Origin of the sequence: Vagococcus fessus (assembly GCF_003987565.1) — a bacterium.
Lineage (GTDB): Bacteria > Bacillota > Bacilli > Lactobacillales > Vagococcaceae > Vagococcus_D > Vagococcus_D fessus.
Window position 1 is genome coordinate 76,536 of the sequence record NZ_NGJY01000005.1, and the last position, 14,382, is coordinate 90,917.

Annotated in this window: 15 protein-coding genes and 1 other annotated feature; of the genes, 14 read left to right on the forward strand and 1 reads right to left on the reverse strand. The window is 36.6% G+C overall.

Annotation, left to right across the window (positions count from 1 at the left end; all coding sequences use genetic code 11):
• Nucleotides 1-26: 26 nt before the first annotated feature.
• The 10 genes from CBF31_RS10450 to CBF31_RS10495 all read left to right on the forward strand — a co-directional run bounded on the left by CBF31_RS10450 (nucleotide 27) and on the right by CBF31_RS10495 (nucleotide 8,219).
• Nucleotides 27-1,106 carry a PIN/TRAM domain-containing protein gene (locus CBF31_RS10450; RefSeq protein ID WP_415674427.1) on the forward strand — a complete coding sequence of 360 codons (1,080 nt, stop codon included), beginning with the start codon at nucleotides 27-29 and terminating at the stop codon, nucleotides 1,104-1,106.
• A gap of 21 nt (nucleotides 1,107-1,127) precedes the next feature.
• Nucleotides 1,128-1,622, forward strand: coding sequence for a 2-C-methyl-D-erythritol 2,4-cyclodiphosphate synthase (ispF, locus tag CBF31_RS10455; RefSeq protein ID WP_126832769.1), 495 nt, complete (start codon nucleotides 1,128-1,130; stop codon nucleotides 1,620-1,622).
• A complete protein-coding gene (gene gltX, locus CBF31_RS10460; RefSeq protein WP_126832771.1) occupies nucleotides 1,615-3,078 on the forward strand; it encodes a glutamate--tRNA ligase in 1,464 nt (487 codons plus the stop codon). Before ispF ends, gltX begins: the two co-directional genes overlap by 8 nt.
• Nucleotides 3,079-3,081: 3 nt before the next feature.
• Nucleotides 3,082-3,308, forward strand: a binding site (T-box leader).
• A 64-nt stretch (nucleotides 3,309-3,372) separates the two neighbouring features.
• Nucleotides 3,373-4,785, forward strand: coding sequence for a cysteine--tRNA ligase (gene cysS, locus CBF31_RS10465; protein WP_126832773.1), 1,413 nt, complete (start codon nucleotides 3,373-3,375; stop codon nucleotides 4,783-4,785).
• 2 nt (nucleotides 4,786-4,787) lie between these two features.
• Nucleotides 4,788-5,183, forward strand: coding sequence for a Mini-ribonuclease 3 (locus tag CBF31_RS10470; protein WP_245977960.1), 396 nt, complete (start codon nucleotides 4,788-4,790; stop codon nucleotides 5,181-5,183).
• A 1-nt stretch (nucleotide 5,184) separates the two neighbouring features.
• A complete protein-coding gene (gene rlmB / locus CBF31_RS10475) occupies nucleotides 5,185-6,066 on the forward strand; it encodes a 23S rRNA (guanosine(2251)-2'-O)-methyltransferase RlmB (RefSeq protein WP_126832778.1) in 882 nt (293 codons plus the stop codon).
• A 33-nt stretch (nucleotides 6,067-6,099) separates the two neighbouring features.
• Nucleotides 6,100-6,621, forward strand: a complete 522-nt coding sequence (locus tag CBF31_RS10480; protein ID WP_126832780.1) for an NYN domain-containing protein — start codon at nucleotides 6,100-6,102, stop codon at nucleotides 6,619-6,621.
• Between the two features lie 132 nt (nucleotides 6,622-6,753).
• Nucleotides 6,754-7,329: a sigma-70 family RNA polymerase sigma factor gene (locus CBF31_RS10485; RefSeq protein ID WP_126832782.1), complete on the forward strand. Its 576-nt coding sequence runs from the start codon at nucleotides 6,754-6,756 to the stop codon at nucleotides 7,327-7,329.
• 130 nt (nucleotides 7,330-7,459) lie between these two features.
• A complete protein-coding gene (locus CBF31_RS10490) occupies nucleotides 7,460-7,693 on the forward strand; it encodes a Veg family protein (RefSeq protein ID WP_126832784.1) in 234 nt (77 codons plus the stop codon).
• 67 nt (nucleotides 7,694-7,760) lie between these two features.
• Nucleotides 7,761-8,219, forward strand: coding sequence for a YaiI/YqxD family protein (locus CBF31_RS10495; protein ID WP_126832861.1), 459 nt, complete (start codon nucleotides 7,761-7,763; stop codon nucleotides 8,217-8,219).
• 10 nt (nucleotides 8,220-8,229) lie between these two features.
• Here CBF31_RS10495 and CBF31_RS10500 read toward each other — a convergent pair whose 3' ends face one another.
• Entirely contained in the window at nucleotides 8,230-8,976 is a 747-nt protein-coding gene (locus CBF31_RS10500) for a class A sortase (protein ID WP_126832786.1), read from the reverse strand.
• A gap of 233 nt (nucleotides 8,977-9,209) precedes the next feature.
• Here CBF31_RS10500 and CBF31_RS10505 point away from each other — a divergent pair, with 233 nt between their 5' ends.
• The 4 genes from CBF31_RS10505 to cshA all read left to right on the forward strand — a co-directional run bounded on the left by CBF31_RS10505 (nucleotide 9,210) and on the right by cshA (nucleotide 14,365).
• A complete protein-coding gene (locus CBF31_RS10505) occupies nucleotides 9,210-9,989 on the forward strand; it encodes a hypothetical protein (RefSeq protein WP_126832788.1) in 780 nt (259 codons plus the stop codon).
• Nucleotides 9,990-10,099: 110 nt separating this feature from the next.
• Complete coding sequence (locus CBF31_RS10510) at nucleotides 10,100-11,149, forward strand: D-alanine--D-alanine ligase (RefSeq protein ID WP_126832790.1); 1,050 nt, start codon at nucleotides 10,100-10,102, stop codon at nucleotides 11,147-11,149.
• Between the two features lie 60 nt (nucleotides 11,150-11,209).
• On the forward strand, nucleotides 11,210-12,589 hold the full coding sequence (locus tag CBF31_RS10515; protein ID WP_126832792.1) for a UDP-N-acetylmuramoyl-tripeptide--D-alanyl-D-alanine ligase: 1,380 nt from the start codon (nucleotides 11,210-11,212) through the stop codon (nucleotides 12,587-12,589).
• A gap of 144 nt (nucleotides 12,590-12,733) precedes the next feature.
• Nucleotides 12,734-14,365: a degradosome RNA helicase CshA gene (gene cshA / locus CBF31_RS10520; RefSeq protein WP_126832794.1), complete on the forward strand. Its 1,632-nt coding sequence runs from the start codon at nucleotides 12,734-12,736 to the stop codon at nucleotides 14,363-14,365.
• Nucleotides 14,366-14,382 lie beyond the last annotated feature (17 nt).

The following is a 14,382-nucleotide window of genomic DNA, read 5'->3' on the forward strand; positions in this document are numbered from 1 at the left end:
TGGTTAAAAAGATTTTTATAGGATTGATGTTAGTATTAGGTTTAAGTTTAGGGATTACCTTTTTACCGTCGGCATGGACAACGTTAGGCGTGGGTGACAACCTTGTCGTAAACAATTATTTTACAAATGGTTTAATTGGTGCTCTTATTTCATTATTCATATGGGCTATTTTTGGAAGATACATCATTGCAATGGTGAAGAAAGCAGAAGTGGCACTAACTGGTCAGAGTTTGGAGTCCTTGTTATTTGGTTCAGTCGGAACTGCAATGGGACTTTTGTTAGGTGTACTGGCTTCGATGCCGTTATTTAATTTAAATATCAGAATAGTAAGTAATGTTATTCCAACTTTTATTCTATTTATTCTAGGATACTTAGGTTTTAAAGTGGGAACATTGAAAAAAGAAGAGTGGAAAAAGATTTTCTTTCCTAAAAATAAAAAACAAACAGAAGAAGTGTTGGAACGTAAAGTAACAGACACACACCATAAGTATAAAATATTAGATACAAGTGTTATTATTGATGGCCGTATTTATGATGTGGCTAAAACTGGTTTTATTGAAGGCGTGTTATTAATTCCGAATTTTGTATTGTATGAGTTACAGTATATTGCAGATTCAGGTGACAGTTTGAAGCGTGTTCGTGGTCGTAGGGGGTTAGATATCCTAAACTCTCTACAAAAAGAAGAATCAGTTCAAGTTGAAATGTATGAAGGTGACTTTGAGGATATTGCTGAGGTTGACAGTAAGTTATTAAAATTAGCAAAAATGCTTGATGGCGTTGTTGTCACGAATGACTTCAACTTAAATAAAGTAGCTGAATTTCAAAATGTTCCAGTCTTAAATATTAACGCGTTAGCCAATGCAGTTAAACCAGTTGTTATACCGGGTGAAAACATGCGTGTCCTAGTTGTTAAAGATGGGACTGAAAGACAACAAGGTGTCGCTTATCTGGATGATGGGACGATGATTGTCGTTGAAGACGGTCAACATTACATGAATAAAGAAATTGAAGTCGTTGTAACTAGTGCCCTTCAAACGGCAGCTGGACGCATGATTTTTGCAAAACCAGCCCATATGCAGAGAGGGTTAAATAACTCTGAGAAATAACAGACAAAAGGAGTGCGCTTAATGAGAATAGGTCAAGGGTTTGATGTTCATGAGTTAGTAGAAGGACGCAAATGTATCATTGGAGGTATCGAGATTCCTTATGAAAAAGGCTTACTAGGTGTAACTGATGCAGATGTCTTAATTCATGCCATTATTGACGCGTTATTAGGTGCAGCTGCTCTCGGTGATATAGGACAAGTCTTTCCTGAAACCGATGAAAAAGTAAAAGGAGCCTCTTCGGTAGACCTTTTAAAGGAAGTTTGTTGTAAAATCGAACAAGAAGGCTTTACTATTGGCAATATAGATTGTACAATTTTAGCAGAGAAGCCAAAAATGTTACCCTATCTAACTGATATGAAGAAAGTCATAACAACTGTTTGTAAGATAACAACCCAACAACTTAATCTAAAAGCGACAACGATGGAAACCATGGGCTTCGTTGGACGTGAAGAAGGAATAGGTTCGTTGGCTGTGGCCATATTAAAAACTAAGAAAGTGGGAATAGAAAATGACTAAAAAAGTACGTGTACGTTACGCGCCAAGTCCAACAGGACATTTACACATCGGTAATGCAAGAACAGCATTATTTAACTATTTATATGCAAAACATCATGATGGAGATTTCATTATCCGTATTGAAGATACCGATTTAAAACGTAACATCGAAGGCGGAGAAAAAAGCCAGCTAGAAAACTTAGCTTGGTTAGGAATGGATTGGGCTGAGAGTCCAGAAAATCCAGGTGAATATGGACCTTACCGTCAATCAGAACGTGCTGAAATCTATTTGCCATTAATCGATCAATTACTTGCAAGCAATTTAGCTTACAAATGTTATGCAACAGAAGAAGAATTAGAAGAAGTTCGTGAAGCTCAAAAAGCGCGTGGTGAAATGCCTCGTTACAATGGCATGTGTGCCAACTTAACACCTGAACAACAAGCAGCCTATGAAGCTGAAGGCCGCGAAGCAGTTGTTCGTTTCCGTGTTCCTCAAAATAAAGAGTATAAGTTTAACGATTTAGTTAAAGGTGATATTTCATTCGATTCATCAAGTATTGGTGGAGATTTTGTTATCTTAAAACGTGATGGTATGCCAACTTATAACTTTGCAGTAGCAGTGGATGATCATTTAATGGAAATTACACACGTTTTACGTGGAGATGACCATATTGCAAATACACCAAAACAATTAATGATTTATGAAGCACTAGGTTGGGAAGCACCAGTATTCGGTCACATGACATTAATCATCAATAGCGAAACTGGTAAAAAATTAAGTAAACGTGATGAATCGATCCTACAATTTATCGAACAATACCGTGAATTAGGTTACTTACCAGAAGCAATGGTTAACTTTATTGCTTTATTAGGTTGGTCTCCAGTTGGTGAAGATGAAATCTTCAGCGAAAAAGAAATTATCGAAATGTTCGATGCTGATCGTTTAAGTAAATCACCAGCAGCTTTCGATGCTAAAAAATTAGAGTGGATTAACAATCAATATATCAAACAATTAGATTTAGACGTGATGACAGAGATGGCATTACCTCATTTAGTTAAAGCTGGGCGTATTGAAGAAAATCCAACACCTGAAAAAATGGAATGGGTTAAAAAATTAGTAAGCCTATACCAACCACAAATGAGTTATGCAGCTGAAATCGTTGAATTATCAGAATTATTCTTCGGCGAACATCCAGTAGCAGGTGATGAAGCGAAAGAAGTGTTAGCCGGCGAAACAGTTCCAACTGTTTTAACAGCATTTAAAGAACAAATCGCAGCTCTTGAAGACTTCGATGTACCAGGAATTAAAGCGGCAATTAAAGCTGTTCAAAAAGAAACTGGTGTTAAAGGTAAGAACCTATTCATGCCAATTCGTGTCGCTGTTTCAGGTGAGATGCATGGCCCAGAACTAGGTGATACAATCGTATTATTAGGTAAAGAAAAAACATTAGACCATTTAACAAAAGCATTAGGTTAAAAATAAAACACATAGAAAAGAAGAAGTAATCAAGAGACCATCTTTAGAGAGTCTGCGCGTGGTGTAAGCAGATGTTGGAACTTGGTGAAATGCCTCTTTGAGTGGTTCAGGTGAACATCTTGTTTGAGACAAGTAACTTGAAACGGCGGGTGGTCGTTAGACACAAAAGATATTTGTTGCTGTGAGGTAACAAATAAGAAAAGTGGAACCACGTGTAGCGCGTCTTTTTGTTTGGCTAGGCCAAGCAGAAAGACGCGTTTTTTATTTGAAATAATAAAAAAGGAGCAGATTATTATGTTAAAAATATATAACACATTAACTCGTACAAAAGAAGAATTTAAACCTTTAGAAGAGGGTAAAGTGAAGATGTATGTGTGTGGACCGACTGTTTATAATTACATTCACATCGGAAATGCGCGCAGTACCATTGCTTTTGATACTGTTCGAAAATATTTAGAGTACCGAGGCTATGAGGTTAACTACGTTTCTAACTTTACGGATGTTGATGATAAAATTATTCGTACAGCAAAAGAACAAGATATGACACCGAAAGAATTAGCAGATCAATTTATTGCAGCATTTAAAGAAGATACAGCTGCTTTAAATGTGAAACCAGCGTGTCATCATCCCCGTGTTATTGACCATATGGATGATATTATCGACTTTGTATCAGGTTTAATTAAACTAGGCTTTGCTTATGAATCAGCGGGCGATGTGTATTATCGTACAAGAAAGTTTGAAGGCTATGGCGAGTTGAGCGACCAGTCATTGGATGAGCTTGAAGTAGGTGCAAGTAACCGAACAGGTGATGAGCAAGCGAAGAAAGAAGACCCGATTGATTTTGCACTTTGGAAAGCTGCTAAAGAAGGAGAAGTATCTTGGGAGTCGCCTTGGGGACAAGGGAGACCAGGTTGGCATATTGAATGTTCTGTAATGGCAACAAAGCTTTTAGGCGATACGATTGATATTCATGGTGGAGGGCAAGATTTAGCTTTCCCACATCACGAAAATGAGATTGCTCAAAGTGAAGCGAAGACGGGTCAAACCTTTGCGAATTATTGGATGCATAACGGTTATGTAACGGTTGGAGATTCAGGTGAGAAGATGAGTAAATCACTAGGTAACTTTGTCACAGCTCATGATTATATTAAAGAGGGACATGCTGCGAGTGTTCGTTTTGCATTAGCGAGTACACACTATCGTCGCCCGCTGCCATTTACTGAAGAAACGATTACAGAAGCTGAGAATAACCTACAGAAGATAAAAACAGCTATAGATAATGTGGCGTTTAGAATGAAAGATGGCGTATCTGGTTTAGAAGTAGATAATGAAGATGAAGCGGTACTAGTAGCATTAACAGAACGCTTTATTGAAGAGATGGATGATGATTTTAATGTGGCGAATGGCTTAACAGTTGTATATGAACTTGTTAAATGGTTAAATCAATATAGCGAACGCCAAGAAGTGTCATCTGTTATAATGACAAAAGCGACAGAATTATTAACAGAATGGTTAACTATTTTCGGTGTTGCTTTTTCTAGCGAAGACGAGTTATTAGATGAAATGATTGATCAACTATTAGTAGAACGTGATGAAGCGAGAGCTAATCGTAATTTTGCACGTAGTGATGAAATTAGAGATTTATTAAAAGACCAAGGGATTATCTTAGAAGATACAGCCCAAGGAACGAGATGGAGAAGAAGTTAATTATGGCAAAACAAGATTATACGCTTTTGAATGGTTTGGCTTTAGCTTATGTAGGTGATGCGATTTATGAAATTTATATTCGTGAGTATCTAATCAAAGAAGGATTAACAAAACCGAATATGTTGCATAAAACAGCGACAAAATATGTTTCGGCGAAGTCTCAATGTTATTTAATGCAAGAGATGCTAGCAGCTGAAGTGTTATCTGAGCAAGAGATGCTAATGTACAAACGTGGACGTAATGCTAAAAGTCATACGTCAGCAAAAAATGCAGATGTCACAACGTATCGTATCTCAACAGGGTTTGAAGCCTTGTTTGGTTACTTGCACTTAACGGAACAAAAAGACCGTTTAGAGGAATTAGTGGCTTGGTGTATTAAGAAGATAGGGGAACGATAAGATGGCAAATGATTTTCAAGGGAAGAAAAAACGTCAAACAAAGCACCGTTTTGACAAAGGCGGTCGAGGTGGACGTGATGATCGTCAGGATAGACGTGGTGGACGCTCGATTGGACGTGAGGTAGAAGAAGTTACAGAAGAGTCAAATCAAGGGTCAGAGGATTTTGCGTTTGGAAGACATGCGGTTATAGAAGCTTTGAAAAACAATCGTGGAAACAAATTATTCCTACAAGATGATTTAAAAGGACCTAAAACACAGGAGCTAAAAGACTTAGCAGCTGAATTTTCAGTGCCGATTTCTTGGGCACCTAAAACAAAGTTAGATAAATTAACAGATAGTGCTGTTCATCAAGGGATTGTATTAGGGATTACGGAATACGAATACTTAACGGTTGAAGAATTAACGGCTCAAGTGAAAGAGAAGAAAGAAGAACCGTTCTTTTTAATTTTAGATGGTATTGAAGATCCACATAACTTTGGTTCGATTTTAAGAACAGCAGATGCTACAGGGGTAGATGGTGTTATTATTCCTAAACACAGAGCAGTTGGAATTACCTCTGTTGTGGCTAAGACTTCTACAGGTGCGGTGGAACATATCCCAGTGGCACGTGCAACGAACTTAAAGCAAGCTGTTCAGACACTTAAATCGGCTGGTTTTTGGATTTTTGGGACAGATATGACTGGGACAAGTTATGAAAAATGGAACGTGTCAGGGTCGTTAGCTTTGATTATTGGAAATGAAGGGAAAGGCATGTCGCCAATTTTGAAAAAAGAAGTAGATGAAATGTTATCTATTCCCATGGTAGGACATGTCCAAAGTCTAAATGCTAGCGTAGCAGCAGGTTTATTGATGTACGAAGTATTCCGTAAACGAATGAACTAAACATGTTGGATAAAAAAGAAAGGAGGGGATGAAGTGAAACGTCAAATACTGTTAGTAGATGGTTATAATATGATTGGAGCGTGGCCAGAACTAGTCACGCTTAAGAATCAAGATAAGATGGAAGATGCACGTGATTTACTGTTATTTAAATTATCTAATTATGCGAAGTACCATGATATTCAAGTGATTGTAGTATTTGATGCTCAGTTCGTTCCTGGGCTTTCTAAAGAGTACCGGAAATATCAATTGACGGTTGTATTCACAGGGATTGATGAAACGGCAGACACGTATATTGAGCGTCGCGCAGGTGAATTGGTCTCGAGGTTGACGTTGGTGACAGTGGCGACAAGTGACTTAGCGGAGCAGTGGCTTGTTTTTTCTAAAGGAGCGCTTAGGCAATCGGCTAAAGAATTGTGGCGTGATTTAGAAGAAACGAAAGTAGCTATTGTTAACGATACAAAAGACTATCACTATCAAAATCAGCGAAGAGCAGGAACATGGCGTCCTGAACAATTAAATAAATTAGACAAACTACTGGAAGATTTATCTCAGTAGTTTTTTTTTAATGTTCGCTTTTTAAGAACGTGAAAAAGTGGTATGATGACCTCAAAATGAGAGAGATTCAAATGTTGACACTTAAATCAGGCGAAGAACACTTGTAATTTAGGACTATGGAGAAATTAACCAATGACCAATAAAGAGTTGAATAGGTGTATTGCGTTGGCTAAAGATGGTAATAGTGATGCACTAGTTTTGTTGTTTGATAAATATCAACCGGTCGTGTATAAGTTAAGGCAAATATATAGCGTAAAAGATTTGGATTTTGAGGACTGGCAGCAAGAAGGCAGACTATGTCTGCTTCAGTCTGCTGAAAGTTATCGCGAGGATGTTGGGATTACGTTTGGTGCCTATTTCAAAAAAAATATGACACGTCGTATTTATAGTTTACTTAGAAAACAGAATGCGTTTAAAAGACGAATGGATGTATTAGCTACTTCGCTGGAAAATGAAGTGGGTATAAAAGAGGAACTTGTGGGAACTGTTAAAGAAGAACCAACTGATTATGTTGGTGATTTGATTGTTTTACGTGGTGAATTAGCAACCTATTGTCAGTGTTTATCTAATTTTGAATGCCTAGTTCTATTGGGTTACTTAACCTCTGTGCCATTAAGTGAGATAGCTATAATGACAGAGTGCTCTGAAGAAAAAGTAAAAAACGGGATAGACCGTGCCAGAAGGAAGTTAAAGAATATAACTAGCTAGTCTATAACCTATATTCTCTCTCATTTAAAGGTGTTAGTTATAGTCGAAAGTGTATTGCATTTCAATAAAAAATGTGATAAACTTGTAATTTTCATAAAAATGTGTTACGGTTATGTTAGAGGTGAAATAAATGCCAACAACGTTGTCAACGATCAAGAAGAAGATGGAGAGTCATATCGGTAGTCGAATCACATTAGTTGCTCAGACAGGTAGAAAACGCCAAACAAAACATTCAGGTATTTTGACTGAAACTTATCCAGCAGTTTTTATTGTTGATTTGGATGAGGAAGGCGATTCAAGAGAACGTGTTTCTTATAGTTATACTGATATTTTGACTCAAACAGTAGAAGTAGATTTTTCGTAAATGCAAGATAGTTTTAGATAACGAGCCTAGTACGTAAGGGCTTTTTATTTTGGATAGAAATGAGGACATTATGATATTTATAGATGGGGATGCTTGTCCTGTGAAAAAGGTTGTTATGGAAGAAGCAGAGAAATATGATGAGAAAGTCATGATAGTTACTAGTTTATCTCATTACTCTGAAAAGGAATTACCGACGCATGTTGAAGTTGTATATGTAGATGAAGGGGCAGACTCTGCTGATTTTAGATTAGTAGCATTGTTAAAGAAATCGGATATTTTAGTAACGCAAGACTATGGTTTAGCTTCTCTGGCTTTACCCAAAGGGGTTCATGTGTGTCATCATACAGGTTTTGAATATGACTCTTATAAAATTGATATGATGCTAGAAACTAGGTTTGCGAGTGCTAAACTTAGAAAAGCAGGGCAACGAACTAAGGGGCCAAAAAAATTTACAGATGAAGATCGTCAAAAGTTCAGAAGGTTACTAATAAGGTTGATTCAAAATAAAAAAGAAAGCCTCTCGTAGGCTTTCTTTTTTATTTATAAGTATTTGTTTCTAATTCGAACGCATTAAACATATCGTTCGTTGCATCTTTATTTTTAACTTTTTTAACAAACTCTCCTTGGACGATTAGGCGATTAGCCCCAGTCGCATCACAAGTAACTAGTGTTACTTCAGTTTTCTTTTTGTGATCTTCAATAAGGTCAGTACGAGTAGGTTCAACGTATTCTTTATAGGTAACAGTGTAAACATAAATATTCTCTAAATCTGTTAGGTAAATAGTTTGTCCGATTTGAGCGTTAACTAATGCACCGAAGAGTAAGTTGCGTTCTAACATATTGTGACTAGCTAGCGCATAATTACCTTTTCCCATTTTTTGATCTTCTTTCATTGTTCCAGCACCAACGATTAGAGAATAATTATCGACACCTTTTAGGATAGGTAAATTCAAACCAATCTCAGGCATCGCTATACCACCAATTGTATAAGCTGTTTGGTAACCGATGAATCTTGAAGATACGACAGTTTCTAAATCTAATGAAACAACATCTTTAAAATCAAATGAAACGTCTTCTTGTTTTTCATTTTTCTTGATTTGTTCAGGAGTGACTTGATGGACTTTATATTTTTCAGTTGTTTTTTCAACGATGACGTCTTTTACTTTATTATTGAATATTAGGAGTAACCCTATTAGTAACATAATTAAAAGGAGCAGATTGATTAAAATATTTTTTATAATCCGACCTTTAGACTTCTTTTTTTTGTGTTGTTGACGTGACATGTGTTTTTTAAACCTCCTATTTTATATGTTCTTCTTGATTATACGCTAACTTTTAACAAAGTGCATCTTAAATAAATGATTATTTTAAAAGAGAAAATTATTACAAAGTTATTTCTTGAAAAAATGAAAAAAATTGCTAATGTAATGAAAATTTAATTAATAATTAAACCATTTTAGTTCATAAATAAGGTAGAATAGGATTATAATGAAAATAAAGTAGAGGAGGGTAGAAAATGTCGCTTAATTATATATATATTCACTTGGATACAATATCGAATTCGCTTTTTTCTAGGGGATTAAATATTCATGATTTTTCATCATCAGTATTTGATATTCCGGAAAACATTTTACTACTTGACCCTCATGAGAATGACGGCGAATACGAACCGCATACAGGTTTGCGAGTGATTCGTGGTCAAAATCAGGTGCTTCGTTATTTCTTCCAAAAATCAAAGCAACGAGAATCTGAAGTGAAATGGATTGATTTTAAAGATATTAACCTTATCCAACAGTTGACACCGATGGAAATCGCAGAGCTTTTATACTTTGGACACATGAGTTCACAACTTCATTCACCATTTTTTTATAAGCTTCAAAATAATTTTGTGTATTTTGAAAAGCCTGATGATTTAACAAAAGTGTTTTATCGTCGAATGGATGATTTTTACAAAATTATCAGTGCGAAGCTCGAGAATATCGTGTTTGATAAAATCAATCATAAAAAAGGGTTGTTTAAAAAACCAGTAACGGTTAGCAAAATAGAATTTGAAAAAGTTAAAGTGTTGAAAACTGCCTTTCAAGAGGGGTTAGTGCTGGATGTAAGACAGGCGGGTACAAAAGAAGAGGATTATATCATTCCTTTGTATGTCGTTGAAGACCGTATAAGAAATATTTCTGATCGTGACTTGCGTGAAGAAAATCGAGTTGGACAAATTGTATATTCGACATCATCTATGTTATGGACGATAGAAGTGACGGATACATGGTTGATTCAAGGGATATCAAAAGTTTAACTAAGAGGGCTTGTATCATATGTGAAAACAAAAACCACTGAGTTAGGCTTTTTTTTGTAAAAAAATATTGGTATAATGAGACAGTCGAGTTTATTAAGGAGGAACATTAAGTGAAAATTATTATCTTATATGGTGGGAAAAGTGCAGAGCATGATATTTCAGTTTTATCAACTTTTTCGATGCTAAAAGCATTTTATTATGATTATTATGATGTTCAATTGATATATATTTCAAAAGAGGGCGAGTGGGTAAAAGGTCCATTAGTGAAGTCAGCTCCAGCTACTCAAGATGAGTTATATTTAACTGCAGAAACTGGCCAAGTAATTCAACCTTCAGATATTAAAGAGGAAAATAGCATTGTCTTTCCTGTCTTACATGGACCAAATGGTGAAGATGGTACAGTTCAAGGGTTACTTGAAGTTTTAGATATGCCATATGTTGGTGCTGGTGTTTTAGCTAGTGCGTGTGGTATGGATAAAATTATGACAAAATATATCCTGCAACAAATTGGTATTCCTCAAGTGCCTTATGTTTCAGTTTCTAAAACAATCTGGAAAGAAACACCTGAAGAAATCTTTAACCAATGTGAGGGGTCGTTAGTTTACCCAATGTACATCAAACCCGCTAATATGGGGTCAAGTGTTGGAATTAATAAGGCTGAAGATAGAGATTCTCTAGAGGCGGCTATTAATGAAGCCTTCTTGTATGACCAACGTGTGGTCGTTGAGCAAGGGATTGAGGCACGTGAAATCGAAATCGCTGTGTTAGGTAATGAAGAGGTAAGAACAACATTAGCAGGTGAAGTTGTAAAAACTGTAGATTTTTATGACTATGAATCTAAATATTTAGATAATAGTGCGACACTTCAAATTCCGGCAGATATTCCGGAAGAAGTACATGAAAAAGCCCGTCAATATGCTAAACAGGCTTATCTATCTTTAGACGGCAGTGGGTTAAGTCGCTGTGATTTCTTCTTAACAAGTAATAATGAATTATTCTTGAATGAAGTTAATACTATGCCTGGTTTTACACCATTTAGTATGTATCCATTATTATGGGAAAATATGGGGATTAAGTATGGTGATTTGATTGAAGAATTAATTCAACTAGGTTTAATGCGCCACAAGCAACGCCAAGCATTATCAATTACACATGACTAACAAAATAAAAAGCTGAACGCCAATCGTTCAGTTTTTTTTGGTAAAGGGTGAACAATTAAGATGACAATAACAATTAAAGAATTAGCTAAAGTGGTAGATGCCAAAAATGACTGGCAGAAATGGGAAAGTTTAACAATTAATTCAGTAGAATTTGATACTAGAAAAGTAACAGAAGGATCACTATTTGTACCATTACAAGGTGGTGCAAGAGATGGGCATGAGTTTATTAAGGTAGCTGCCGATAACGGTGCAGTATTGTCATTATGGGCTGCTAATCAAGGTGTTGAAAACCAAGTTATCCCAACATTAGTGGTAGAAGATACGCTAGTAGCGATGCAAGAAATAGCAAAATTCTATTTGAAAAAAATTGGACCAAAAGTTATTGGAATTACGGGAAGTAATGGTAAAACAACGACTAAAGATATGGTGGAGGGGGTACTTTCACAACAATTCAAAACATACAAAACACAAGGGAATTTTAATAATCAAATTGGCTTGCCTTACACTATTTTGAGCATGCCATCAGATACAGAGATGCTTGTTTTAGAGATGGGTATGAACGGATTTAATGAGATTGAAGAATTAAGTTTAATCGGTGAACCAGATGTAGCGGCTATTACTATGATTGGGGAGTCACACCTTGAATTCTTAGGTACTCGTAAGGGGATTGCCCAAGCTAAAATGGAGATTACATCAGGTCTTAAAAAAGAGGGATTGCTTGTTGTTCCAAGTGATGAACCTCTATTAGAGTCATTCTTAGAAGAAACATCACAAGAAGTTAAAACATTTGGCTTTGACGAAGTTAGTGATGTTAAAGGGCTCATTACAGAAGAAACACGAACAAGCACGTCATTTACTGTTAATTTAACAGCAGATCAAGTTTTAACTATTCCAGTATTAGGAAGTTATAACGTGAAAAATGCTCTAATTGCGACGACTATTGGGGACTATTTTGGACTATCAGCAGATAAGATTGCCAAGGGTTTAATGATGATGAACCTAACTCAAAGTCGTACTGAGTGGTTAACAGCAGCTAATGGCGCTGAAATATTAAGTGACGTATACAATGCTAATCCAACTGCGATGTCATTGGTTCTTCAAGCGTTTGAAGGTCTTCCTTGTGAAGGTGAAAAATTAGTAGTATTAGCAGATATGGGAGAATTAGGTGATACTGCGAAGGAATTACACGAAAGTATTGCGGAGTTTATTCATGCGGATAAAATCGCTCACGTTTACTTATATGGAACTCAGATGGCAGCATTAGCTGATAAACTTAAAGAAGAATTCCCTGAAACACGACTGCATCACTACGCTCCAGAAGAAAAAGAAGAGTTAGCTAAAGCTGTTAAAGAGCAATTGGAATCAGAAGATATGGTTGTTCTTAAAGGAAGCAACAGCATGAAATTAATTGAAATAGTTGAAAAGCTTGTTGAAAATTAAAAGCTCTTTTCATTGTAAATGCTAATAGTCCATGCTATACTTGGACAGATGTGGACATTTAATAAATACACAGAGGGATTCTGTGTGGATATATGTAAATAAATAATAAATATAATGATCGTAAAGACATTAGGAGGATATCATTTGAAATTTGAAGAATTAGATTTATCACCTGAATTACTAGCAGCTATTACCCGTGCGGGATTTGAAGAAGCAACACCAGTTCAAGCTGGTACTATTCCCTTAGCATTAGAAGGAAGAGACGTTATTGGTCAAGCACAGACAGGTACTGGTAAAACAGCTGCATTCGGGTTGCCGATGTTAGAGAAGATTGATACAAGTAAACGTATGGTTCAAGGTTTAGTTATTGCGCCAACACGTGAGTTAGCAATCCAAACACAAGAAGAATTATTCCGTTTAGGTAAAGATAAAAAAATCCGCGTTCAAGCGGTATACGGTGGGGCTGATATCGGTCGCCAAATCCGTACATTAAAAGATGGTCCGCACATTGTTGTCGGAACACCTGGTCGTTTGATTGATCATATTAACCGTAAAACGTTAAAATTAGAAACTGTTGAAACATTAGTTTTAGATGAAGCAGATGAAATGTTAAACATGGGATTCCTGGAAGATATCGAAATGATTATTTCTAAAGTTCCAGCAACTCGTCAAACATTATTATTCTCAGCAACTATGCCTGACCCAATTAAACGTATTGGTGTTAAGTTCATGAAGAACCCTGAGCACGTTGCCATTAAAAATAAAGAAATGACAGCTAATTTAATTGATCAATACTATGTACGTAGTAAAGATTTCGAAAAATTCGATATCATGACTCGTTTATTAGATGTTCAAACACCAGAACTTACAATTGTTTTTGGTCGTACAAAACGTCGTGTTGATGAATTAGCACGTGGTTTAGAGTTACGCGGTTACAAAGCTGAAGGAATCCATGGTGATTTATCACAGCAAAAACGTATGAGCGTTTTACGTGCGTTTAAAGGTGGCCAATTAGATATCTTAGTTGCGACAGATGTTGCAGCACGTGGTTTAGATATTTCAGGCGTTACTCATGTATACAACTATGACATTCCACAAGATCCAGAAAGCTACGTTCACCGTATTGGACGTACTGGTCGTGCTGGTAAAGAAGGTCTTTCAGTTACATTTGTAACACCAAACGAAATGAGCTACTTAAACGTTATTGAAAACTTAACTAAGAAAAAAATGACACCATTACGTCCACCTTCACAAAAAGAAGCAATGGCTGGACAAATCGGAGCTGCGATTGAAACAATTCAATCACAATTCGAAGGTGCTGACTTAGAAGAATATACGACAGCTGCTAGTGATTTAGTTGCTCAATATTCAGCAGAAGAATTAGCAGGAATGTTAATTAAAACTGTTGCTAAAGAAAGTTCAACTGAAGTACCAGTTAAAATCACTCCAGAACGCCCATTACCTGGTGGTAAACGTGGCGGTGGTGGAAACCGTGGCGGCGGAAGCCGTGGCGGTAATCGTGGTGGCGGAAGCCGTGGCGGTAACTACCGTGGAAACCGTGAAGGCGGCAACCGTGGTGGACGTGGCGAAGGCCGTGGAAAAGATAATAAAGAAGGCAATCGCGGTGGCGAACGTCGTCGTAACTGGGAAAATAAAGACAAACAACAAGGTGGCGAACGTCGTCGTTCAGAACCTCGTAAGTCTGATGCTAACAAAGGTGGCGGCAACCCTAAAAAAGGGAAACGCGATTTCGTTATCAGAACTGGTAACAAATAATTAAATTTTAAAACGGT